Consider the following 23,156-nt stretch of genomic DNA (forward strand, 5'->3'; position numbering starts at 1 on the left):
ACGCCATAATCCCCAAATCAGCAGGTCAGAACCATTGCCCGGGTTCAATCAGTCCCAGATCCAGCAATTGCCGTGAATGCCATTCGAACGGTGCCGAGTTGTGCCATTTGAAGGTCTGAATGTCGAACTTGCTGCCCGGGTTTTTCTTTAGCGCCTTGGCGGTGCGGAACGAACAGATGGCGGCTGTGATGTTGTGGTGCCACGGGCAGGAATAGGTGTTGTATTCTTCTTCGTTGAACGTGTGGTCCTCGCGGATGCGCAGGCCGGGTTTGGCGCGAAACAGTGAAATGCGGTCAATCTTGCGGCGCGCGGCGGGCACATGTTCTTCGAACCGCCACCGCAACCCGCCAAAGAAATCAAGCTGACGGTCCTTGGGGTGGTTTGCTGGCGTCCCGTCAGGGCGCGCCAATGCGTAATAGCCGGACCTGTCCAGATGCGCGCGGTCCAGCGATACCGCGTCAGGATATTGCGTCAGGTCCTCGGCATACAGATCAATCACATAGGTTAGCATGGCACTGCGGCGTTCTTCGGTGTGGAACGCCAGCATCTCCCCGATGGTACGGGTTTCGCAAAACGGATAGAATAAATATTCAGCGTTGTAGCAGTAATAGATCCACAGGTTCGGGGCGGCGTCGATGACCCGGTTGATCGCGGTTTCCATCGCCGCATCGTGGTGCATCTCATAGTCGATGCGGATCACTGTTTCGGCCACGTCCCGCGCCAGATCAAAGCTTTGCGGCATGAAGGCGATCACCTGCGCAAAGCCTGACTGCTGGTGGTGCCGCAAGGTTGTGTCCACCTCGACATCGTCTTCGACCAGAACCAAAGCAATCGGGCCTTTGACAAGCGCATCTTTGCCCTCGTTAAGAAAATGGTCGAGACTGCGATACTGCATGGGCCCTCGTGGATTTCTGTACCTGTCCTAAATCGGTCAAATCGGGATGCATTGCAAGAGAACGCTGGCGCTGTTAGATGGCAGGCTTGCACCTTTGTTATCAACGGACCATGCCATGACCGCGCCAAAAAAGCTGTTCATCAAAACCTACGGCTGCCAGATGAACGTCTATGACAGTGAACGCATGGCGGAAAGCCTGGGCGATGCCTACGTCGAGACGAAGACCGCCGCTGACGCCGACATGATCCTGCTCAATACCTGCCACATCCGCGAGAAGGCAGCGGAAAAGGTGTATTCCGAATTGGGCCGGCTCAAGCCGCTCAAGGCGTTGAACCCCGATCTCAAGATCGGTGTCGCGGGCTGTGTGGCCCAGGCCGAAGGGGCCGAGATCATGCGCCGCCAGCCTGCCGTCGATCTGGTGGTTGGCCCGCAATCCTATCACCGGCTGCCTGCGATGGAGGCCCGCGTCCGCGAGGGCAAGACCGCGCTGGACACGGATTTCCCCGAAGAGGACAAGTTCGAAAAGATGAAAGGGCGCGGCAAGGCGGCCCGTGCGCCCTCGGCGTTTCTGACCGTTCAGGAAGGCTGCGACAAGTTTTGCGCGTTCTGTGTCGTGCCCTACACGCGCGGTGCCGAAGTGTCCCGCCCCGCCACCCGCGTGCTGGCCGAGGCCTGCGAACTGGTCGAACGCGGCGTGCGCGAGGTCACTTTGCTGGGCCAGAACGTCAACGCCTATCACGGCGTGGGGCCAGAGGGCGCGGATTACACACTGGCCCGCCTGATCCGCGAGATTGCCAAAATCGACGGGCTTGAGCGGATCCGCTACACCACCAGCCACCCCAACGACATGGATGACGCCCTGATCGCCGCCCATGGCGAGGTCGACAAACTGATGCCCTATCTGCATTTGCCCGTACAATCCGGGTCAGACCGTATCCTGAAGCGGATGAACCGCAGCCATACCGCCGAAAGCTATCTGCGCCTGATCGAACGTATCCGCGATGCGCGCCCCGATATCGTGATGTCGGGGGATTTCATCGTGGGCTTCCCCGAAGAAACCGATGCCGATTTCGAGGCGACGATGGATCTGGTGCGCGAAGTCAAGTATGGCTACGCCTATTCCTTCAAATACTCGACCCGCCCGGGAACCCCCGCCGCCGAACGTGCCTTGGTCGACGCGGCCGTCGCCGATGACCGCCTGCAACGGTTGCAGGCCCTGATCACCGGCCACCAGCGCGAAATCCAGACATCAATGGTCGGGCGTGATTTGTCCGTATTGGTCGAAAAGTCAGGCCGCGATGCAGGGCAGATGGTTGGCAAGTCGGAATACCTGCATTCGGTCCATATCGACAACGCCACGGCATCTGTCGGCGATGTGGTTCGGGTCAGAATCGTCGATGCGAAAACCAACTCCTTAACGGCGCGGCAAATTTGAACGTCAGACTGGCCCTGAACCCCATTGTTTTCGTTTCTGCCACAATTCTGCTGCAATTGCCTTAAATTTGCCAAACTGTGGTCAGAATAGGGTGTGCGGCACTGTATTCGTACTTCACAGACCCTCAAATACCTCCTAATCTCACTACATATTGCGGGGGGTCAGATGCTTTGGGGCATTGGTAGTTCCCTCAGCGGGGGCATTTTAAAAAGGACGAGGGCTGTGTTGAACACAATTTCCAAAGGGCTCCGACTGTTTGCAGGCACATTGATTGCCGCAACTTTCGTTTTTCAGACATCGGCTGCCGATGCGCAGACAAGATCGCAAGGTGGTCGTGACAAAGGCCAATACATCCCGACCATCTGGGTGGACCCCGACGGGTGCGAACACTGGGTCATGGATGACGGTGCCGAAGGGTACATGACGCCGCATGTCAGCCGTCAGGGCATCCCGGTCTGCCGCCGGGGCAATGTCTGCGGCGTGATGGAAACCGATCAGTTCTTCAAGACCGACAGCTACCGGATTCACCCGCAAGGCAAGGCCCGCCTGGCCGAATTCTTCAAGTCGACCGGTGCCGTATCCTACATCATCAGCGGTCACACGGACAGCCGCGCGTCTGACGCCTATAACATGAAACTGTCGCTGAACCGCGCCAATTCGGTTGCCGCGATCGCCCAGCAGTCCGGTGCGCGGATCGCGGATGTGCGCGGCTACGGCGAACGCATTCCTGCGGCCTCGAACAGTACGGCTGCCGGCATGGCCAAGAACCGCCGCGTCGAAATCATCTGCATTCGCTAAGGGGACGGAAAAGTGTTTAAAACAAAGATATTGATGGCAACAGCCTGTGCCTTGGGCCTGACGGCTTGCGGCGATTTCGAAGGGGGGCGTGGCTACCCTGCGGATAAAACCTTTGACCGGGGCATCGACAAGAAGCACCTCAGCCAGCTGCAGGCTGGCATCTGGGTCGATCCGAACGGCTGCGATCACTGGATCATCGACGATGGCGTCGAAGGCTATCTCAGCCAGCGGCTCGACAAATACGGCAAGCCGGTTTGTTCAGGCGTGGCGCAGCCAACATATACCGCCGGGGACTTCAAAGGTGGTTCGCGTATCTCGGACCCGAACTGACTTTGCTGACCCGCAAGAGAATACCACAGGCCGGGGCGTTTTGCGCTCCGGCCTTTTTTTGTTTAAGGCGGGGTTCTTATCCTCGCCATGTGCCCCATATTCCCTACAGACCCTCCCAAATAGGATTAGGCTTTGACTTCCAGTGAAACCATGACCGCTCCCGCCAATACGACGACACGGTTGGAGTTCCCCGATAACCGGCTGCTGATCGACCTTTGCGGCGCGTATGATGTGAACCTCGCTGCCGTGGAACGCGGGTGCGAGGTGCAGATCGTGAGACGTGGCAACCAGCTTTCCGTCTTGGGTGACGACGATGCGGTCGGGCGCGCGGCCTCGGTGCTTGAATCGCTTTATGCGCGGCTCGAAGGCGGGCGCACGGTTGAACCTGCCGATGTCGACAGCTTGCTGCGCTTGGGAAATTCAGCAGTCGGCACCGGTATCCAGCCCGGGGACCAGATCGAAATGCCCATCCTCGGCGGCGTCGAAATCCAGACGCGCAAGAAACGCGTCGAACCTCGGACAGAGGCGCAAAAAGCCTATGTCCAATCGCTGTTCGACAATGAACTTGCTTTCGGCATCGGCCCGGCGGGTACCGGCAAAACCTATCTGGCCGTCGCCGTTGGCGTTTCGATGTTCATCAGCGGCCATGTCGACAAGATCATCCTGTCGCGCCCGGCCGTCGAGGCGGGCGAAAAGCTGGGCTATCTGCCCGGCGATATGAAGGACAAGGTCGATCCCTACATGCAGCCGCTTTATGACGCGCTGAACGACTTCTTGCCGGGCAAGCAACTGGCAAAGCTGCTGGAAGACAAAAAGATCGAAATCGCCCCTCTGGCCTTCATGCGCGGCCGGACGCTCTCCAACGCCTTCGTGGTGCTGGACGAGGCGCAAAATGCGACCTCCATGCAGATGAAAATGTTCCTGACCCGTCTGGGCCAGGGGTCGCGCATGGTCATCACGGGCGACCGCACCCAGATCGACCTGCCGCGGGGCACGCCATCAGGGCTGCAAGATGCCGAACGTCTGTTGAAAGCCATCCCCAAGATCAGCTTCAACTACTTCACCTCAAAGGATGTCGTGCGCCACCCTCTGGTCGCCGCGATCATCGAAGCCTACGAAGCCGACACCGGTCACGCCTGATGCCGTCTTCCTGCTTCATTTTGCCAAATAAACTCCGGGGGTCCGGGGGCTGGCCCCCGGTTGCCCTCTTGTCTGCGGGCTGGTGCCCTGTGCATCGTCCATCCGCGCGTCGTTCCTCACTGGGCACGCCCCCAGCATGAGACGAATGACAGCACTTGATATCGTGGAGGAGGACCCCCGCTGGGCCGCTCTCGATCTGGAGACCCTTGCGGAAAGCGCCCTCATCACCACGCTAAAACATCTTAACCTTGATCCTGATGTTTCCGAAATCACGATCCTTGCGTGCGACGACGCCCGGATTGCTGATTTGAATGCTGATTTCCGCGGCAAACCCACCCCCACGAATGTCCTCAGCTGGCCTGCCGACGAACGCGGGGCGGCGCAGGATGGCGGGCTCCCGCTGACGGTCACTGCGGATTTTGACGGCATGCTCGAATTGGGCGATATCGCGATTTCGTACGACACATGCGCCAAAGAGGCGCGCGCCGCAGGCAAATCCATGACCGATCATGTGACCCATCTGATCATTCACGGGACGTTGCATCTTTTGGGCTATGACCACGACCGTGACGCGGATGCCACGTTGATGGAAGGCATCGAAGTCGAAATACTTGGCAAACTTGGGTTGGATGACCCATATAGGGAAGATGCAGTGCAATAGCCTGCCTCAAAACAACAAAGACGGGACCCGATGGGCGACACAGACGGATCATCTGACGCGGCGCAAAGCGCGCAGCTGGATAGTGAATTTGACAGAACATATCTCGATGAAGAAGAGGCTCCGAAATCGGGCGGTTTTTTCTCTCGGGTAATGGGCGCGCTCAGCGCCTCCGAGACGGGCGAAGACGATCAGATGTCGGCCCCCCAGACCGATCGGCTTTCGGCGCGGGGGATGATGAACCTGCGCCGGATGCGGGTGGACGATGTCGCGGTGCCCAAGGCGGAAATCACCGCCGTGCCGGTCACATGCAGCCTTGACGAACTGGTTGAGGTCTTCAAGGAAAGCGGCCTGACACGCTTGCCGGTCTATGAGGGCACGCTTGATACGCCGGTGGGCATGGCGCATCTCAAGGATCTGGCCCTGACCTACGGGTTCAATGCCAATACCGACGATTTCGATCTGACCGCGATGCTGCGCCCGCTGCTTTTCGTGCCGCCGTCGATGACGATTGGCGTGTTGCTGACAAAAATGCAGGCGGAACGCCGTCACATGGCGTTGGTCATCGACGAATATGGCGGTGTTGACGGCTTGGTCACAATCGAAGATCTGATCGAACAGGTCATCGGCGAGATCGAAGATGAACATGACGTGGACGAGGGCAAGAACTGGGTCGTCGAAAAACCCGGCTGCTATCTGGCGCTTGCCAAGACCCCGCTCGAGGATTTCGAGGCCGAAATCGGCTATTCCCTCACCGACCATGATGATGTCGACGAAGAGGAAATCGACACGCTTGGCGGGTTGGTCTTCATGCTGTCGGGCCGCGTGCCTGCGCGCGGCGAAGTCGTCGTCCATCCCGATGGACCCGAATTCGAGGTGATCGACGCCGATCCGCGTCGGATCAAACGCCTTCGGGTGCGCGTGTCCGGGATAGCCTAGTGACGTTCCTTTCCAATGGACATCTGCGGTTCGCCGTAGCTGTCGGTGCGGGCGCGTTTGCCGCCTTGGGCCAGGCACCTTACGACATGCCGGTCTTGATGCTGCTGGGCCTGATCTGCGCGATCGACATGTTCCGCCGCAGTGCAAAGCGGTGGCAGGCGGCGGCAATCGGCTGGGGCTTTGGCTTTGGCTATTTCCTGCACGGCTGGACGTGGCTGGTGTCGCCCTTCATGGTTGATCCTGAACGCTACGCCTGGATGGCCCCGTTCGCACTGGTGTTGATGTGCGGCGGGCTGGCGTTGTTTTGGGGGCTGGCCTTTGCTGCGGCGCGCTGGATGTCGCCGCGCATCTGGCCTTTGGTCTTTTGCCTGACGGCGGCTGAACTGCTGCGCGGTTATTTGTTTACGGGCTTTCCCTGGGGAATGTTCAGTCAGGGCTTGGTGAACACGTGGCCGGGGCAGGGGCTGGCTTTTACGGGTCCATACGGCCTCACGCTGGTTTTCATTGCGGCGGCCTGTTGTGTCGTGCATCTGTTCGCGCGGATCAGCACCGGATACATCGTTGGTGCCGGTTTCACAGCGCTCTTGGCGGCTCTTTTAGTGGTTCCGTTCAGTCGCCCCGATGCACCCTTGGGCGAGGCGACGATCCGGATGGTGCAGCCCAATGCCGCGCAGAAGGACAAATGGGATACCTTCATGATCCCGAAGTTCTTTGAACGACAACTGGCTTTTACCCGCGCCGCCCCTGCGTCAGGGGCCGCAGCGCCCGACCTGATCCTTTGGGCGGAAACGGCGATCCCCTGGCCGCTGGACATCGCGGATGGCGCGCTGAGCCAGATCAGCTTTGCTGCAGCTGGCACGCCTGTTGTGCTTGGCGTTCAGCGTCGGGACGGTTTGCAATTCTACAATTCTGCCGTGCTGCTTGGGCCGGTCGGTGAGGTGCTGCAGACCTATGACAAGCACCACCTTGTGCCCTTTGGGGAATATATGCCCTTTGGTGATTTTCTCAGCAACTTCGGCATCCGGAGCCTCGCGTCGCAATTCGGTAACGGCTATTCGTCCGGGTCGGGGGCTGCGTTGATGGATCTGGGTCCGCTTGGTCAGGCCCTGCCGTTGATCTGCTACGAAGCCGTCTTCGCGCGCGATGTGAATGCGGCACCTGCGCGGCCTGCCTTTTTGATGCAGCTGACGAATGATGCGTGGTTCGGCAAGGGGCAGGGGCCACTGCAACACCTTGCCCAAGCGCGGATGCGCGCCATCGAACAAGGCTTGCCGATGGCGCGGGTGGCCAATACCGGCGTGTCCGCGATGATCGACCCCTGGGGGCGGGTGACGCAAAGCCTCGGCTTGAACGAAGCGGGGTTTCTCGACGCGCGCCTGCCACTGCCTCGGGCACCGACGCTGTACAGTCGCTGGGGCGAACTGCCCGTTCTGGCCGTGTTGCTGATTGGTCTTGCGCTTTGCATAATGCGCAGGCCGAAATACTTAGAGTTTGACCCTGGGGGGACAGACAGATAAGCCCGACTAATCTGCCACAACGGCTTCCTGACGTGGCTATTTAATCTATTGGAGCACTACATGTCCCGCAAGAACTATACTTTCACTTCGGAATCCGTTTCCGAAGGGCACCCCGACAAGGTGTGTGACCGCATTTCCGATGCGGTTTTGGACGCATTCCTGACGGAAGAACCCGAAGCGCGCGTTGCGGCCGAAACCTTTGCCACCACAAACCGCGTGGTCATCGGCGGCGAAGTCGGCCTGTCCAACAAGGAAAAACTGACCGAATACATGGGCAAGATCGAAGATATTGCCCGCGCCTGCATCAAAGATATCGGTTATGAGCAGGACAAGTTTCACCACGCGACATGTGAAATCACCAATCTGCTGCACGAACAATCGGCCCATATCGCGCAGGGCGTTGATTCGTCTGGCGAAAAAGACGAAGGGGCCGGCGATCAGGGTATCATGTTCGGCTTCGCGACGACCGAAACGCCCGAGCTGATGCCCGCACCGGTTCACTATGCCCACGCGATCCTGCGCCGTTTGGCCGAAGCGCGCAAAGACGGCTCCGAGCCGACCCTGCGCCCCGACGCCAAAAGCCAGCTGTCCGTACGCTACGAAGATGGCAAACCTGTTGGTGTCTCCTCCATCGTTCTGTCGACACAGCACGCGGACGAAGCGCAAACCAGCGATGACATCCGCGCGATCGTCGAACCCTACATCACCGAAGTGCTGCCCGAAGGCTGGATCACTGCCGACACCGAATGGTGGGTGAACCCGACCGGCACTTTCGTCATCGGCGGCCCGGATGGTGACGCCGGCCTGACCGGTCGCAAGATCATCGTCGACACCTATGGCGGTGCGGCCCCGCACGGCGGCGGCGCGTTCTCGGGTAAAGATCCGACAAAGGTAGACCGTTCGGCAGCTTATGTTGCACGGTATCTGGCGAAAAACGTCGTGGCGGCAGGCCTGGCTGAAAAATGCACGATCCAGCTGAGCTATGCGATCGGGGTGTCCAAGCCCCTGTCGATCTATTGCGACACCTTTGGCGGCGATGCCGATGTGGCGGACGCTGCGATCGAAAAGGCCATTGGCAAGATCATCGACCTGACACCACGCGGCATCCGCGAGCATCTGCAACTGAACCGTCCGATCTATGCCCGCACGGCCGCCTATGGCCACTTCGGCCGCGCGCCCGAAGCCGATGGTGGCTTTAGCTGGGAGAAAACCGATCTGGTGGATGCGCTGAAGGCCGCGCTTTAACCAGCAGCCGGGGTCTTGAGGGGGTGACGCGCGCCCCTGTCGATCGCTGAATTTAACGGACCCTCGATTTTGTCGGGGGTCCGTTTTGCATTCGGGAAGGCGCTGGCTAGACTGTCAGCAGGCCCCACATCAGGGATGCCGCCGGAAGGGGGAGGGCGGTTTGACCGGTTTTCCCACTGCGCTGGCAGCCGCCTTGCTTTCTGCGGCCCATATCACCGGATGACCTTCCATTTCCTGCAGTGCAACAAGGTACTCCCAAATCTGGTTGCAGGACGCTTCCAATTCTTCCGCCGTGCCCCCTGGTTTTCCAGCATCCTCGCGCCGTAAATCGCGGATTTGACGCAGCATGCGGCTGACCATCGGCTTCAGGTCCAAGGCGCATTCGCGGGCAAAGTTGCGCAGCACACCGTCTTGTGCCGGTGCGGCGAGGCCCAGACGTTTTGTTGAGCAGTTCAGCGCGTTGGTGACGGCGCGTTTGAACGCGATCTTGGTCAAGGTCTCTTTCGGGATGTAGTCGCTGCACCCGGCATCCATGGCCGCGATGGCAATATCATCCCGCCCCATGCCGGTGATCAGGATTGTGGCAGCCGTGCAATTGCGCGGCGACAGGCGGATCAGTTCCAGCGCGTCAAGTCCCGTGCCGTCGGGCAGGCCATAATCGACGAAGATCAAATCGAACGTATCGGTTTCAAGGATTGCCACAAGTTCTGCCAGTGAAGCGACATTCGAGACATCGAAGCGGGTTTTCAGCCCGGAACACAAGCGCCCAAGGCGGTGGCGGTCAAACCGTTCGTCGTCCAGAACCAGGGCGCGTGCCTGATCCGGTAGCGGCCCGGTGATCGTTTTATGCTGGAACATGGTCGCTTGGCCTTCATGTGCAATGGATGACGAGACCCTTGCACCGGCAGCTTAAGGTCGGATTAACGCGAGCCGTTGCGCCTGTTCCTGTGTCACGCTAAAGGCAAGTGCATGACAGATCCCATACGCCCCCGCCGCAACTTTTATGGCCGCCTCAAAGGCAAGTCCCTCAAGCAAAGCCAAAAAGGCTATATCGAGGAAGACCTGGAGGCCTTATCCCCCGGTCCCGTGGATTGGGAGGCCAATCCATCGCGCGTGCCGCTTGATCTTGACGGGCTGTTCGATGGCAAGCCCGTATGGCTCGAGATCGGGTTTGGCGGTGGCGAGCATATGGTGCATCAGGCCGCGCAGAATCCGGATGTGGGCATCATTGGCTGCGAACCCTATATCAACGGTGTCGCGATGCTGCTGGGCAAGATCCGCAAAGCCGGCGTCAAGAACGTGGCGATACACCCTGGCGACGCCCGCGATATCTTTGATGTCCTGCCCGAGGCGTCGATCGACCGGGCGTTTCTGCTTTATCCTGATCCATGGCCAAAGACGCGGCACCACCGTCGGCGTTTCGTGACACCCGAACATCTTGAGCCGCTGGTGCGTGTGCTCAAACCCGGTGCGGTTTTTCGGGTGGCCACGGATATCGAGGACTACGTGCGCCAGACACTGGAGCAGGTGCCGCGCCATGGGTTCGACTGGCTGGCCGAGGGTCCGTCGGATTGGAAAGAACCCTGGGGCGACTGGATTTCCACCCGCTACGAGCAAAAGGCCCTGCGCGAAGGCCGGGTCCCGCATTATCTGACGTTTCGAAAGCGCTGACAGGGCTGCGCCGGGGGCTGATTGCCCCCGGACCCCCATGGATATTTATGAGCCAGAGAAGATAGGCCCCTTGTCATGGACGAGGGGCGCGGGCTGGTTTATGAAACGTTTAAGAATTCAGCTTGAGGTTAATCATGTCCAGCCACGCCACGCCCATCCCGATGACTTCCGCCGCTTGTGGGCCCTTGAGCGGCGTGGCGCAGGTGCCGGGGGACAAGTCGATCTCGCACCGGTCCCTGATCCTGGGCGCGATGTGTGTGGGCAAAACCACGATCAGCGGATTGCTTGAAGGTGATGATGTTCTGGATACGGCCCGTGCGATGCGGGCGTTCGGGGCCGAGGTTACGGATCTGGGGGACGGCAACTGGTCGGTGCACGGCGTTGGTGTCGGCGGGTTTGCCGAACCTGACGGTGTGATTGATTGCGGGAACTCCGGCACCGGTGTGCGGTTGATCATGGGGGCGATGGCGACATCGCCGATCACCGCGACCTTTACCGGTGATGCCAGCCTGAACGGCCGGCCCATGGCGCGGGTCACCGATCCGCTGGCTTTGTTCGGAACCCAGTCGGTGGGGCGCAAGGGCGGGCGATTGCCGATGACGATCGTAGGCGCAGCTGATCCCGTGCCGGTGCGCTACGTGGTGCCTGTGCCTTCGGCTCAGGTCAAATCGGCGGTGCTGCTGGCGGGGCTGAATGCGCCGGGGCAGACCGTGGTGATCGAGGCCGAGGCGACGCGCGACCATACAGAACGGATGTTGGCGGGCTTCGGGGCCAAGATTACGGTCAAGGATACGGATGAGGGCCGCATTATCACCTTGACGGGGCAGCCGGAGTTGCAAGCCCAGCATGTGGACGTGCCGCGCGATCCGTCATCGGCGGCGTTTCCCGTCTGTGCGGCATTGATTGTGCCCGGATCGGATGTTCTGGTGCCGGGGATCGGCCTGAACCCGACGCGGGCGGGGCTGTTTACAACGCTGCGCGAGATGGGCGCGGACCTGACCTATGAGAATGAGCGCACTGAGGGCGGCGAGCCAGTCGCCGATCTGCGGGCCAGATTTTCGCCTGATATGAAGGGGATAGAGGTTCCGCCAGCGCGCGCTGCATCTATGATCGACGAATATCCGGTGCTGTCCGTGGTGGCGTCTTTTGCTCAGGGCCAGACCATGATGCGCGGCGTCAAGGAGTTGCGCGTCAAGGAAAGCGACCGCATTGATGCGATGGCCAAGGGGTTGCGCGCCAACGGGGTCGAGGTTGACGAAGGCCCCGATTGGTGGGCCGTTACGGGGTTGGGGCATGGCAACGTGCCGGGCGGTGCGACCTGCGCCAGCCAGTTGGACCACCGGATCGCGATGTCCTTCATGATCATGGGGATGGCCGCGAATGCGCCGGTCAGCGTTGACGACGGTGCGCCAATCACCACGTCTTTCCCGATATTCGAGCCGCTGATGGCGCAGCTTGGGGCAAAGGTCACGCGGGGGGCACTATAATGATGGGGTTTACTGTCGCGATTGACGGGCCTGCAGCCGCTGGTAAGGGCACTGTGTCGCGGGCCGTGGCCCGGCATTTCGGCTTTGCCCATCTGGACACCGGCTTGTTGTACCGCGCGGTCGGGGCGAAAGTCCTTGAAGGGATGACCCCGGAGGAGGCGGCGGAGACGTTGCAGGCCGCTGATCTTGAGAATGAAGACTTGCGCTCCAACGCCGTCGCAGAGGCCGCGAGCCGGGCTGCGGCGATCCCTGCCGTGCGCGCCGCCTTGGTCGATTTCCAGCGCAGCTTTGCCATGCGGGCAGGGGGGGCCGTGCTGGACGGGCGTGACATCGGCACGGTGATCTGCCCTGATGCGCAGGTCAAACTGTTCATCACCGCAACGCCCGAAGTGCGCGCCGCGCGGCGCCATGCGGAGCTGCGGGCAAAGGGTGAAGACGTGACGCTGGGGCAGGTTCTGGCGGACGTCGAAGCGCGCGATGCACGCGACAGTTCGCGGGCCGAAGCCCCCTTGAAACCCGCCCCGGATGCCGAGGAAATGGACACGTCGACGATGGACATCGATGCAGCCGTGGCCCGCGCGATCGCCTTGATCACGCTGCGGCGCGAAGCCTGAGGGCGCAAATAACCGCCGAGAATTTCGGGGGCCTTTTCGCCGCTCGATGGAACCGTATGGACAGCCGCTGCGTTTGTAATTAAGACCGCGCGTTTCCTGACGGGCGGCACTGGCAATTCCTGATAAGAGGATCAATATCGTGAAAACTGCACAAGATTATCTGGACGAAGCAAACGCCGTCGTTCCAAAGATGGACGTAAAAGACGCAATCGAGAAGCATGCCACCAGAAACGGTGTTTTTATCGACGTGCGCGATACGGCTGCGATTGCCGAAAGCGGCACGATCAAGGGCGCACACCGTGTGCCACGCGGCATGATCGAATTCCGTGCCGACCCCAAGGTCGAGGCGATGTACAACCCGATCTTTCAAAAAGACGCCGAAATCTATCTGATTTGCGGCGCGGGCGGTCAGGCCGCACTGTCGGGCAAGACGCTGCACGACATGGGCTATACCAACGTGACGAACATTGGCGGTTTTCCGGGTTGGAAAGATGCGGGTGGCCCGACAGAGGCCTGAGCGGTCCCGTCAGTCTTGATGCTTTGAGAAAAGCACTGAAATGTCCGCTATCTTGAATCTGTTATAAGCGCCTCCAGAGTTTCTCTGGGGGCGTTTTGTTTTGGGCGCTTGGGACATTCGATTTTGCCAGAAAGCCTGTCGGAAAATCGTCGGGCAGTCCGAAACGGTGGCGACGTCGTGACCTAAATTGACCCCACCCGGATGGGACATGCAGCAATCCCGACAGCGTTGGCCTGTCCGTTCGGCCTATTGCGCCGCGCGTTCAAATCCCCTATAGCGACGTCAGTCTAAGGGGCGGATACAGCTTCGGGCGTGATATAACAGGCTGGGTCGGATTCATCCGGCCCTCTTTATTTGCGTACCGATGCCAAGTCCCAGGCGATTTTAATCACAGACCGGCGGAGACAACCGCGCGGCCAGAAACCAAATGCTAAAGGAAACGTGAAGCTACATGGCTATGAACTCAATGGAAGACTTCGAAGCACTTTTGGAAGAAAGCTTTGAAATGGACACGCCCGAAGAGGGCTCAGTTGTCAAAGGTAAGGTTATCGCGATCGAAGCGGGCCAGGCCATTATCGACGTAGGCTACAAGATGGAAGGCCGCGTCGAGTTGAAAGAATTTGCCGAACCAGGCGAAGCTCCTAAAGTTGCAGTAGGCGACGAAGTCGAAGTGTTCCTTCGTCAGGTCGAAAACTCCCGTGGCGAAGCCGTCATCTCCCGCGAGATGGCACGCCGTGAGGAAGCTTGGGACCGTCTGGAAAAAGCCTATGCCGCAGAAGAGCGCGTTGAAGGCGCAATCTTTGGCCGTGTCAAAGGTGGCTTTACCGTTGATCTGGGCGGCGCTGTCGCGTTCCTTCCCGGTTCTCAGGTTGATGTGCGCCCCGTGCGCGATGCCGGCCCGTTGATGGGTCTGAAGCAGCCGTTCCAGGTTCTGAAAATGGACCGTCGTCGTGGCAACATCGTTGTCTCGCGTCGTGCGATCCTTGAAGAATCCCGTGCCGAACAGCGTGCCGAAGTGATTGGCAACCTGACCGAAGGTCAGGAAGTTGACGGCGTGGTCAAGAACATCACCGAATACGGTGCGTTCGTTGATCTGGGCGGCGTTGATGGCTTGCTGCACGTTACCGACATGGCATGGCGTCGTGTGAACCACCCTTCCGAGATCCTGACAATTGGCGAGACCATCAAGGTCCAAGTCATCAAGATCAACAAAGAGACACACCGCATTTCCTTGGGCATGAAGCAGTTGCAGGAAGATCCATGGGATCTGGTTGCCGCCAAGTACCCGCTGGAATCCTCGCACACCGGTCGCGTCACAAACATCACCGATTACGGTGCATTTGTTGAGCTCGAGCCCGGCGTTGAAGGTCTGGTGCACGTGTCCGAGATGTCCTGGACCAAGAAGAACGTACACCCTGGCAAGATCGTTTCCACCAGCCAGGAAGTCGAAGTCATGGTTCTGGAAATCGATGGTGCCAAGCGCCGCGTTTCCCTTGGTCTCAAGCAGACCATGCGCAACCCATGGGAAGTGTTTGCAGAAACACACCCTGAAGGCACTGAAGTCGAAGGCGAAGTCAAAAACATCACCGAATTCGGTCTGTTTGTTGGTCTGCCAGGCGACATCGACGGCATGGTTCACCTGTCCGACCTGTCTTGGGACGAGCGTGGCGAAGACGCCATCCAGAACTACCGCAAGGGCGACATCGTTCAGGCCGTGGTCTCCGAAGTTGACGTTGAGAAAGAGCGCATCAGCCTCTCGATCAAAGGCGTCGGCGGTGACAAGTTCGCCGAAGCAGTGGGCGGCGTTAAGCGCGGTTCCGTTGTGACTGTGACCGTGACATCCATCGAAGACGGTGGCATCGAAGTCGAATATGAAGGCATGAAAGCCTTCATCCGTCGCTCCGATCTGTCGCGTGACCGTGCCGAACAGCGCCCCGAGCGTTTCTCGGTTGGTGACAAGGTCGATGTCCGCATCACCAACGTCGATACCAAAGCGCACCGTCTGGGCGTGTCGATCAAGGCACGTGAAATCGCTGAAGAAAAAGAAGCAGTCGAGCAGTACGGCTCGTCCGACTCCGGCGCATCCTTGGGTGATATCCTTGGTGCCGCACTGAAGGGCGACGACTGAACCTGACCGTTTAGGCAGCTAGATAAGAAGGCCCCGCGGTGCACACTGCGGGGCCTTTTTTGTGCGAATCGTAGGCCCCCAAAGGCCTGCGCAATTTGACGCCGAACAAGTTTTGCCAAGCGAAACAGCGCCGATGCTGGAAAATATGACTGGAAAACAGCGACTTCCCCCGTCTAAAAGTGAGGGATACGGATTTGAATGACTTCCCGTATGCGTTCGACTTGTTATAGTCGTGTAAATAAAACTGTTAAAAACATCTCGGGGGAGAGGTCAGAATGATCCGGTCGGAACTAATCCAGAAGATCGCCGATGATAATCCACATCTTTATCAGCGCGATGTTGAGCGTATCGTAAATACCATCTTCGAAGAGATCACTAGTGCCATGTCTGCTGGTGATCGTGTCGAATTGCGCGGGTTCGGTGCATTTTCCGTCAAGAAACGTGACTCACGGGTGGGCCGGAACCCTCGCACTGGTGAAACAGTTCATGTAGAAGAGAAGCATGTGCCGTTCTTCAAGACCGGTAAATTGCTTCGTGATCGTCTGAACGGGAATTCCTAATGCGTTATGTCCGCTACCTCTGCATCGCTGTTTTCGCTGTGGCATTGATTGCCGTCGCTTTGGCCAACAGGTCCATGGTGTCGCTCAAGATCTTGCCAAACGAGGTGTCGGGCTTTTTCGCATTGAACCCTGAACTACGGATGCCGTTGTTCGTCGTTATCCTGGGCAGCATCATCGCCGGCCTTTTGATCGGTTTCGTCTGGGAATGGATCCGCGAATATGGCCAGCGTGCCGAAGCCGCGCGTCAAGCCCGCGAAATGCGTCGGCTTGAGCGTGAAGTCGCACGGTTGAAGGGCGAAAAGCACAAGGGCCAGGACGAGGTTCTGGCGCTTTTGGACCAAGCCAGCTAAGTACCTGCAGGCAGTCACTGCCCAAGGAACCTTGCCTGATGCCTTCTGACATACATGTGAAATTCTGCGGTTTGCGCAGCATCGCCGACATTGATGCCGCAGCTCAGGCTGGTGCGCGCTACGTCGGATTTGTATTTTTCGCCAAATCCCCTCGTAACGTGACGCTGGAAGAAGCCGCGACACTTGCGCTTGAGGTGCCGCAGGGCATCTGCAAGGTCGCGCTGACAGTGAATGCCGATGATGCGTTTCTGGATGCGCTGACCGCCACCGTGGCAATAGATATGCTGCAATTGCACGGGCACGAGACGCCGGAGCGGGTGGCCGAGGTCAAGGCGCGCTATGGCCTGCCGGTGATGAAGGCCGTGGGCGTTGCAGATGCAAGCGACCTGCCGCAGCTGGAGACCTATATGCGCGTCGCGGATCAAATACTGGTCGATGCCAAGCCGCCCAAGGGCGCTGATCTGCCCGGCGGCAATGGGCTGGCCTTTGACTGGCGGCTGATTGCGGGGCGGCGGTGGCCAAAGCCCTGGATGCTCGCAGGCGGCCTGACCCCCGAGAACGTAGCCGAGGCCGCGCGCATGACAGGCGCGCGTCAGGTCGATGTGTCATCCGGCGTCGAAGCCACAGCGGGCGTCAAGGACGCGGCGCTGATCGCGGCCTTTGGGAAGGCCGCGAAAGCCTAGATCGACATCGGGTATTTCTTGGCCAAGGCATCGAATTCCATCAGCGAAGCAATCAACGCGGGCATTTGATCCAGATGGATCATGTTCGGCCCGTCCGATGGCGCATTGTCGGGGTCCTCGTGGGTTTCGATGAAAACGGCCCCCACGCCAATCGCAACGGCCGCACGTGCCATGACGGGGGCGAATTCACGTTGCCCGCCGCTGGATCCGCCCATGCCACCGGGTTGTTGCACGGAATGGGTCGCGTCCATCACCACGGGATAGCCGGTCTTGGCCATTTGCGGTAGGCTGCGCATGTCGGCCACCAAGGTATTATATCCAAAGGACGTGCCGCGTTCGGTCAGCAAAATGCGCTTGTTGCCGGTTGATTCAATTTTGGACACCACATTGGCCATGTCCCAAGGGGCCAGGAACTGGCCTTTCTTCACGTTCACAACCTTGCCCGTGTTTCCGGCTGCCAGAAGCATGTCGGTTTGGCGGCACAGGAACGCGGGGATTTGGAGAATATCCACTGCCTCGGCGGCAATTGCGCATTGCGCTTCGGTGTGGACGTCGGTCAGCACCGGCACGCCGATGGACTTGCCCACCGATTGCAGCACGGCCAGACCTTCGTCGATGCCAAGACCACGTTTGCCCGACAGCGACGTGCGGTTGGCCTTGTCATAGCTGGCCTTGAACACGAATTGCGCGCCTGCTGCATCGCAGGCTTCCTTCATCTGGCCCGCGATCATCTGCGCGTGGGTTTCGCTTTCCAGCTGGCAGGGGCCCGCGATCACCGTCAACGGACGATCAATTCCGATAACGACATTTCCGACGGCGACTTGGATCATTTTGTTACCTGTTCCTTTAGGATCGACGATGTCAGCGACAACATCAGGTAGATGCCCGCAAAGATCAGGAATGTCAAAATGGTGTTCTCGAACTTGCGGGGATAGGACGGGGCCTGTGATGCGACAGGGCGCACCGCAACGGTCAAATAGCGCACCTGCCGCTGGGCTTCGGTGCGGGCCTGTTCCATCTGGGTTTGCGACGCCTGCAGGGACATGTCCGCCGCCGCAAGGTCGGCCTGCGCAAGCTGCAGGCTGACCGCCTGCTGCGCGAGTGAATTCGTGCCCTCGGTCGCGTTGTTCATCCGTTCGTTCAGGCGGTCAAGCTGCGCCGAAATGCGCCGTACGTCGCCCTGAACGCCGTCCACCTTGGCGCGGTTGGGGCGGGGGTTGTCCAGCAACGCCGCCAGCTCAAGCTCTTTTTCCAGCAGGAGCGTTTCGTAATTCGTGATCTGTCCCCGGATCGAGGCAATGACCGCTTCCGGGTCGACCCCGTTTTCAACCTGAAGCTTGATCAGCGCTTCCTGAGCTTCGCGCCGTTGTTTCACAGTGGTCTCGAACGCAGTGAGGGCATCGCGCATGCCGTCTTCGCGCTTTTGCTGCGACAGGGCGTTCACGCGTTCTTCGGCATATTCCAGAAGATGTTCGGAAAAATCGGCCGAGACGGCGGGGTCGGCGGCGATCACCTCCATCCGGATCATGCCTTCGGTCGGATCATAACCGATCTTCACGTTCTTCTTGTAGAATTTATACGCCACCTCGTTCGAGGCCTCCGGGTCGAGCCGTTGGATCGGGTCGATCTTGGGGTCCGAAAAATGCGAGACGAACCCGACATCCTTGTCCAGTCTCAACATCGCATCCTTGGACTGGAGATAGCTTTGGGTGGCGATGCTGTCGGCCGAGTTTGCAAATTGCGTCGGCAACAGACCCCCAAGCGGGCCCATGCCCCCAGACCCTTCGTTCTGGATGATCAGGAACTGGCTGTCCGTGGCATACATCGGGGTCGCGATATTGTAGAAGTAATACCCGCCCATGATCGTCGGCAGGCCAACGAAAAACAGCAGCCGCACCATAAGCAGGCCCATCTTGCGGCGGCGGCGTTTGGTGATATCGCGCTGGATGTCCGAGATTTCGCGCATCCGGCGGTCCATCGGGGACAGTTCGGTCGAGGGCAGGTTCTTGCCGCCGACAGGGACAGTCTGGGGCAGCTGGATGCGGCCCCTGCCATGCGGGTCGCCACCACCGGACACGCCTTGGGGCACCACCAGTTCCAGCATGTTCGAGCGTTGGAAAGGGTCGATCCCCTCGCTGCGCAACAGCCGTACGGCATCAAAGTCAGAGGTTGGCGCAAGGCCATGTTTTTGGGCGACGCGCCGCGCCATGCGCAACTGGCGACCCGTCAATCCTTCGCGGCGGATCGCATCCATGTCCTGTTCGCCGCTGACTTCGGCAGCGGAGGCGACTTCGCCTTCGCGGGCTTCGGACGCGACGGGAACGTCGGGCGCGTGGTTGGACGGTGCGTCGTCTGGCACGGGGCGCGGCCCTGAGGGCGAGGGGCTGGGGGGCGGACGCAACGCTTGTGCGGGATCACGTGCCGCGCGCGTCGCCGGGTCTGCGGGCGCAGGTCCGGGTCTGGTGGGGGCCGCCGCCGGTTCAATCGGCGTATTGCGTTTGATGCGGAATTTTCTAGCCTTGGGTTTCGTAGTCATAAAGCTGTTTCGCCTCTTCCAAGGTGTCGAATATATGAAGCTTTCCGCCCAGCAAGACGCCGGCGGAACGCGCGAATTGTTGCAACGTCTCGGGCTGGTGCGAAACGATGATGATGGTCGTCGTGCGCAACCGTTCCTGCAGAATTTCGCCTGCTTTCCTGTTGAATTCAACGTCTGTCGTGGTCGGCATGCCTTCGTCGATCAAATAGATATCGAAATCAAGGGCCAGCAGCAGCGCAAAGGAAAACCGTGACCGCATACCGGCCGAATAGGTGCCCAGGGGCTGGTCGAAATATTCGCCAAGCCCACAAAGCCATCTGCAAAAGCTTTCGACGTAATCCGGGTCCAACCCGTACAGCCGCGCGATGTAGCGCGCGTTTTCCATCGCCGACACTTTGCTGACGACGCCGCCCATGAAGCCAAGGGGAAAGCTGATGTTGCACCCCCGCCTGATTTCCCCTTCGTCAGGTTTTTCCAGACCGGCCATCATGTTGATCAGTGTTGATTTTCCGGTGCCGTTGGGGGCCAGAATGCCAAGCGAATTGCCGATCTCCACGCGGAACGACACATGGTCAAGGATGACCTTGTGCTGTGTGCCAGTCCAAAAGGACTTGGAGACGTTATCGAATTCCAGCATGCCTGCTCCGGTGGTGCGCGTTTCGCTTGGACCATCCCCCTTTTGAATGGAGGTATGATTAAATTCTATCCCCTGATATTGGCCACATTATGTCCGATTTCGCGCATAATGTACAACGTCGTCAAGGCTGCTGCACCTATCAGCAAGACAGGCCCCTCTGCGCTTAATGCCCGATCAGGGTGGATTGTGTGCACCCGTCGCTTGCGGTTTCCAGTTCGAAAGTAATGTGGTGCAGGTCGAATTGCGTAACCAGCAGGGATTTGAGGGATTTGCGCAGGCCGCCGTGGTGCACGTCTTCGCTGACCACGACATGCGCCTCGAGGGCGGACCCGTGTTCCTGCATCATCCACAAATGCACATGGTGCACGTCTTCGACGTCGGGATGCGCGCGCATGGCGGCAATGATGCTTTCGGTTTCAAGATGCGGGGGGCTTGCCAGCATCAGGATCCGGGCGACCTGCGGCAATTCGGTCGCGGATTGCCACAGGATATAGCCTGCGATCATCAGCGTCGCCAACGGGTCAACCCATGTCCAGCCAAACAACAGCACCAGCGTGCCCGCAATGATCACCGCGACGGACCCCAAGGCGTCTGCAACATTGTGCAGGAATGCCGCGCGGATATTGACGCTGTTTTTCGAGTCGCGGTAGGTCAGCGCGGCAGTTGCCAGGTCGATCAGCAGCGCAAACCCTGCAACGGCAATCACGATCCATCCCGTCACAGGCGACGGATCGGCAAAGCGCATCACGGCTTCGACGATCAGATACAGGCCGATCACGATCAGCGTGGTATAGTTGATAAGAGCGGCGACAGCCTCGATCCGGCCATAGCCGAATGTCATGTTCGCATTGGCGGGCCGCCGCGCGATCTTGCGGGCGGCATAGGCGATGATCAGGGCGATGGCGTCACTGAAATTATGCAGCGCGTCGGCGATCAGCGACAGGCTGCCCGCGAAAATGCCGCCGATGATCTGGGCCACGGTCAGGCCAAGGTTGATCAGGACCGCGAGGGCGATCTTGAAATCTCCTGAATTCGGATCCACGTGGTGATGAGAGTGTGCCATAGATGATATTCCGTTCAAGGGGTTAGTCGTGCGTGTGGTCAGGGCAGGGCGTGTCTGCATCCGCGCAGCATTCGGTCAGCAGGAACCGTGACAGATCGTGCACGGCGTCATGCGCGACGGCGGCGCAGATGATGCTGCGGCCTTGGCGCTGCTGCTGCACCAGCCCCGCGGCGACCAGCAGTTTGACATGGTGGGTCAGGGTTGATCCGCTGATCCCGGACCGTCTTCCGATCGTACCGATGGTCAAGCCCTCAGGCCCTGCGCGCACCAGAATGCGCAAGACATGCAGGCGCTGTTCGGACCCGAGGGCCGCAAATCGGGCGGCGGCAAGGGTCAGGTCTTGGGGGGGAAGGTCTAATTTTTCCATATTTCTAGAAATATAGTAATAATGGGCGTGGTCAAGCTTATTTCGATAATTGTCGAAATATATATCCGTCACCTGTTTGAAACCGGCGTGGTGCCGCCTATCTGACTGCCATGACCGATATCCGCGACCGCTTGCAGGCCTGTACCCTTTGCGCCGACCGTTTTGCCGCCACGGCGACGGCGCATCGCCCGAACCCGGTGGTCTGGTTCCAACCCGGCGCACGGTTGCTGATCGCGTCTCAGGCACCCGGGCTGCGGGTGCATGAAGCCAACACACCCTTCTGGGATCAATCGGGGAAGCGGCTGCGCGACTGGCTGGGCCTTGACGAAGCAGCGTTCTACGACCGGTCCCGCGTGGCGATCATCCCGATGGCGTTCTGTTTTCCGGGCTACGATACGAAAAGCAGCGATCTGCCACCGCCGCCTGTCTGCGCCAGAACCTGGCGGACAGGGGCATTGGCGACGGTCCCCGATATCCGCCTGACAATCCTGATCGGGGGGCACGCCATGCGGTATCATTTGCCGGATTTCACCACGGTGACCCGCGCTGTCGCCGACTGGCGCGACCATCCGCCGGGCGTCTTTGCCTTGCCACATCCGTCTTGGCGCAATACCGCTTGGCTCAAGAAAAATCCGTGGTTCGAGGAAGACGTGCTTCCCCGGCTGCGCGCCGCCGTAAAGGATGTGATGCATGACTGACCAGACCCCCTTTGATGTTGCCCATGCCGCCATGATGGCGGACGAGACCGACGATGCCGCCCGCCTGCGGTTTTACGAGCGTATGGCGGATGTGGAATTGTTCTTGCTGCTCGAGGACGAGCCTGACGCCGATCAGGTCAGCCCCGTCTTGCTGGACGACGCCTATGTGCTGGTTTTTGACCGGATCGAACGGCTGGCGGCCTATGTCGGCCATGCGGCCCCTTATGTCGCCCTGTCCGGTCGCGCGATCGCGGGGATGCTTGAGGGCCAGCCCCTTGGCATGGCCGTGAACGTGAACGTCGCGCCATCGGCGATCTTGCTGCCGGACAGCGCGGTGGCATGGCTGCGCGACACGCTGGCCCACGCCCCGGGCGAGGTGGAGGCGAAGATCGACCGTGTGATCCCGCCCAAAGGCCTGCCCGAAATATTGATCGCCGCGATTGATGCCAAGCTGGCCACCGCCACGGGCATGGCGGCTGGCGCGTGGCTTGTGGGCGTCGAATACGCGGGCGGCGGGCGCGGGCATCTGCTGGGGTTCGTCGGTGCCATTCCACGGGCGCAAGACGCCTTGGTGCGCGCCGCCTCCGAGGCGTTGACATTTTCGGGGATCGAGGCCGGTGCCATGGACGTGGGTTTCTTTGCGCCCTCCGATCCGACGGTCGAAAAACTGTCGAAGGTCGGTCTGCGGTTCGATCTGCCGCAGATGGAGGCGCTGCAAAAGACCCCTCGGATGGAGGCTCCCGGCTCTGATCCGTCTAAGCCGCCGATTTTGCGATAAGGCCGTCGAAAGGCGGTGGCACTTGGTTTGGCGAGGGGAGTGATCGTGGACAGATGATTTGCGCCGCGCGCTTCCTGGGTTTTGTCAGATTATATGTAAAAAGCGATCGT

General features: G+C 59.7%; 25 protein-coding genes and 1 riboswitch. Of the genes, 18 read left to right on the forward strand and 7 right to left on the reverse strand.

From position 1 onward, the window contains the following. Positions 1 to 25 precede the first annotated feature (25 nt). A complete protein-coding gene (locus RGAI101_RS16735) occupies positions 26 to 895 on the reverse strand; it encodes a hypothetical protein (protein ID WP_008224989.1) in 870 nt (289 codons plus the stop codon). A gap of 115 nt (positions 896 to 1,010) precedes the next feature. Between RGAI101_RS16735 and miaB the strand changes: the two genes are divergently transcribed. The 8 genes from miaB (at position 1,011) to metK (ending at position 8,957) form a co-directional block, all read left to right on the forward strand. Then, positions 1,011 to 2,330 carry a tRNA (N6-isopentenyl adenosine(37)-C2)-methylthiotransferase MiaB gene (gene miaB, locus RGAI101_RS16740; protein WP_037228603.1) on the forward strand — a complete coding sequence of 440 codons (1,320 nt, stop codon included), beginning with the start codon at positions 1,011 to 1,013 and terminating at the stop codon, positions 2,328 to 2,330. A 222-nt stretch (positions 2,331 to 2,552) separates the two neighbouring features. Then, complete coding sequence (locus tag RGAI101_RS16745) at positions 2,553 to 3,128, forward strand: OmpA family protein (RefSeq protein ID WP_008226900.1); 576 nt, start codon at positions 2,553 to 2,555, stop codon at positions 3,126 to 3,128. 33 nt (positions 3,129 to 3,161) lie between these two features. Beyond that, positions 3,162 to 3,458 carry a hypothetical protein gene (locus RGAI101_RS16750; RefSeq protein WP_037228605.1) on the forward strand — a complete coding sequence of 99 codons (297 nt, stop codon included), beginning with the start codon at positions 3,162 to 3,164 and terminating at the stop codon, positions 3,456 to 3,458. A gap of 150 nt (positions 3,459 to 3,608) precedes the next feature. Next, positions 3,609 to 4,598 (forward strand): PhoH family protein, encoded by a 990-nt coding sequence (locus RGAI101_RS16755; RefSeq protein ID WP_008225513.1) that lies wholly within the window; start codon positions 3,609 to 3,611, stop codon positions 4,596 to 4,598. Between the two features lie 145 nt (positions 4,599 to 4,743). After that, positions 4,744 to 5,259 (forward strand): rRNA maturation RNase YbeY, encoded by a 516-nt coding sequence (gene ybeY / locus RGAI101_RS16760; RefSeq protein ID WP_008226332.1) that lies wholly within the window; start codon positions 4,744 to 4,746, stop codon positions 5,257 to 5,259. Between the two features lie 30 nt (positions 5,260 to 5,289). Continuing rightward, positions 5,290 to 6,195, forward strand: coding sequence for a hemolysin family protein (locus RGAI101_RS16765; protein ID WP_008226136.1), 906 nt, complete (start codon positions 5,290 to 5,292; stop codon positions 6,193 to 6,195). Continuing rightward, positions 6,195 to 7,712, forward strand: coding sequence for an apolipoprotein N-acyltransferase (gene lnt, locus RGAI101_RS16770; RefSeq protein WP_008225159.1), 1,518 nt, complete (start codon positions 6,195 to 6,197; stop codon positions 7,710 to 7,712). Before RGAI101_RS16765 ends, lnt begins: the two co-directional genes overlap by 1 nt. A gap of 10 nt (positions 7,713 to 7,722) precedes the next feature. After that, positions 7,723 to 7,768, forward strand: a riboswitch (SAM-SAH riboswitch). 4 nt (positions 7,769 to 7,772) lie between these two features. Further along, on the forward strand, positions 7,773 to 8,957 hold the full coding sequence (gene metK / locus RGAI101_RS16775) for a methionine adenosyltransferase (protein ID WP_008228797.1): 1,185 nt from the start codon (positions 7,773 to 7,775) through the stop codon (positions 8,955 to 8,957). A 129-nt stretch (positions 8,958 to 9,086) separates the two neighbouring features. Here metK and RGAI101_RS16780 read toward each other — a convergent pair whose 3' ends face one another. Continuing rightward, positions 9,087 to 9,815, reverse strand: coding sequence for a response regulator (locus RGAI101_RS16780; RefSeq protein ID WP_008226973.1), 729 nt, complete (start codon positions 9,813 to 9,815; stop codon positions 9,087 to 9,089). A 111-nt stretch (positions 9,816 to 9,926) separates the two neighbouring features. On the opposite strand from RGAI101_RS16780, the gene trmB reads away from it, so the two are divergent. From trmB to RGAI101_RS16820, 8 genes are all read left to right on the forward strand, one after another. After that, positions 9,927 to 10,628 carry a tRNA (guanosine(46)-N7)-methyltransferase TrmB gene (gene trmB, locus RGAI101_RS16785; protein WP_008226533.1) on the forward strand — a complete coding sequence of 234 codons (702 nt, stop codon included), beginning with the start codon at positions 9,927 to 9,929 and terminating at the stop codon, positions 10,626 to 10,628. Positions 10,629 to 10,762: 134 nt separating this feature from the next. Further along, positions 10,763 to 12,115 (forward strand): 3-phosphoshikimate 1-carboxyvinyltransferase, encoded by a 1,353-nt coding sequence (gene aroA, locus RGAI101_RS16790; protein WP_008229026.1) that lies wholly within the window; start codon positions 10,763 to 10,765, stop codon positions 12,113 to 12,115. Then, positions 12,115 to 12,729: a (d)CMP kinase gene (locus tag RGAI101_RS16795; protein WP_008226482.1), complete on the forward strand. Its 615-nt coding sequence runs from the start codon at positions 12,115 to 12,117 to the stop codon at positions 12,727 to 12,729. Before aroA ends, RGAI101_RS16795 begins: the two co-directional genes overlap by 1 nt. Positions 12,730 to 12,868: 139 nt before the next feature. Continuing rightward, positions 12,869 to 13,246, forward strand: coding sequence for a rhodanese-like domain-containing protein (locus RGAI101_RS16800; RefSeq protein WP_008226272.1), 378 nt, complete (start codon positions 12,869 to 12,871; stop codon positions 13,244 to 13,246). A gap of 451 nt (positions 13,247 to 13,697) precedes the next feature. Continuing rightward, the gene (rpsA, locus tag RGAI101_RS16805) at positions 13,698 to 15,374 is read left to right on the forward strand and encodes a 30S ribosomal protein S1 (RefSeq protein ID WP_050763220.1); all 1,677 of its coding nucleotides are present in this window, start codon (positions 13,698 to 13,700) and stop codon (positions 15,372 to 15,374) included. 275 nt (positions 15,375 to 15,649) lie between these two features. Next, complete coding sequence (gene ihfB, locus RGAI101_RS16810; RefSeq protein ID WP_008228660.1) at positions 15,650 to 15,934, forward strand: integration host factor subunit beta; 285 nt, start codon at positions 15,650 to 15,652, stop codon at positions 15,932 to 15,934. Beyond that, a complete protein-coding gene (locus RGAI101_RS16815) occupies positions 15,934 to 16,284 on the forward strand; it encodes a LapA family protein (protein WP_008228392.1) in 351 nt (116 codons plus the stop codon). The genes ihfB and RGAI101_RS16815 overlap by 1 nt, the downstream gene beginning before the upstream one ends. Before the next feature lie 38 nt (positions 16,285 to 16,322). Next, positions 16,323 to 16,967 (forward strand): phosphoribosylanthranilate isomerase, encoded by a 645-nt coding sequence (locus RGAI101_RS16820; protein WP_008225671.1) that lies wholly within the window; start codon positions 16,323 to 16,325, stop codon positions 16,965 to 16,967. Here the strand turns inward: RGAI101_RS16820 and kdsA are convergent. The 5 genes from kdsA to RGAI101_RS16845 form a co-directional block, all read right to left on the reverse strand. Then, positions 16,964 to 17,797, reverse strand: a complete 834-nt coding sequence (gene kdsA, locus RGAI101_RS16825) for a 3-deoxy-8-phosphooctulonate synthase (RefSeq protein ID WP_008226500.1) — start codon at positions 17,795 to 17,797, stop codon at positions 16,964 to 16,966. The genes RGAI101_RS16820 and kdsA overlap by 4 nt on opposite strands. After that, positions 17,794 to 19,503, reverse strand: coding sequence for a capsule biosynthesis protein (locus tag RGAI101_RS16830; RefSeq protein WP_037228611.1), 1,710 nt, complete (start codon positions 19,501 to 19,503; stop codon positions 17,794 to 17,796). The genes kdsA and RGAI101_RS16830 overlap by 4 nt, the downstream gene beginning before the upstream one ends. Next, a complete protein-coding gene (locus tag RGAI101_RS16835; protein ID WP_008227769.1) occupies positions 19,481 to 20,140 on the reverse strand; it encodes an ABC transporter ATP-binding protein in 660 nt (219 codons plus the stop codon). Before RGAI101_RS16835 ends, RGAI101_RS16830 begins: the two co-directional genes overlap by 23 nt. 163 nt (positions 20,141 to 20,303) lie before the next feature. After that, positions 20,304 to 21,203, reverse strand: coding sequence for a cation diffusion facilitator family transporter (locus tag RGAI101_RS16840; protein WP_037228613.1), 900 nt, complete (start codon positions 21,201 to 21,203; stop codon positions 20,304 to 20,306). A gap of 22 nt (positions 21,204 to 21,225) precedes the next feature. Beyond that, the gene (locus RGAI101_RS16845; protein WP_008228723.1) at positions 21,226 to 21,570 is read right to left on the reverse strand and encodes an ArsR/SmtB family transcription factor; all 345 of its coding nucleotides are present in this window, start codon (positions 21,568 to 21,570) and stop codon (positions 21,226 to 21,228) included. 110 nt (positions 21,571 to 21,680) lie between these two features. Here RGAI101_RS16845 and RGAI101_RS16850 point away from each other — a divergent pair, with 110 nt between their 5' ends. Continuing rightward, positions 21,681 to 22,268, forward strand: a complete 588-nt coding sequence (locus RGAI101_RS16850; protein ID WP_008227647.1) for a uracil-DNA glycosylase family protein — start codon at positions 21,681 to 21,683, stop codon at positions 22,266 to 22,268. Further along, positions 22,261 to 23,046: an SseB family protein gene (locus tag RGAI101_RS16855; protein WP_008226761.1), complete on the forward strand. Its 786-nt coding sequence runs from the start codon at positions 22,261 to 22,263 to the stop codon at positions 23,044 to 23,046. Before RGAI101_RS16850 ends, RGAI101_RS16855 begins: the two co-directional genes overlap by 8 nt. The last annotated feature ends 110 nt before the right edge of the window (positions 23,047 to 23,156 follow it).

This window comes from Roseobacter sp. GAI101 (assembly GCF_000156335.1).
Taxonomy (GTDB): domain Bacteria; phylum Pseudomonadota; class Alphaproteobacteria; order Rhodobacterales; family Rhodobacteraceae; genus Sulfitobacter.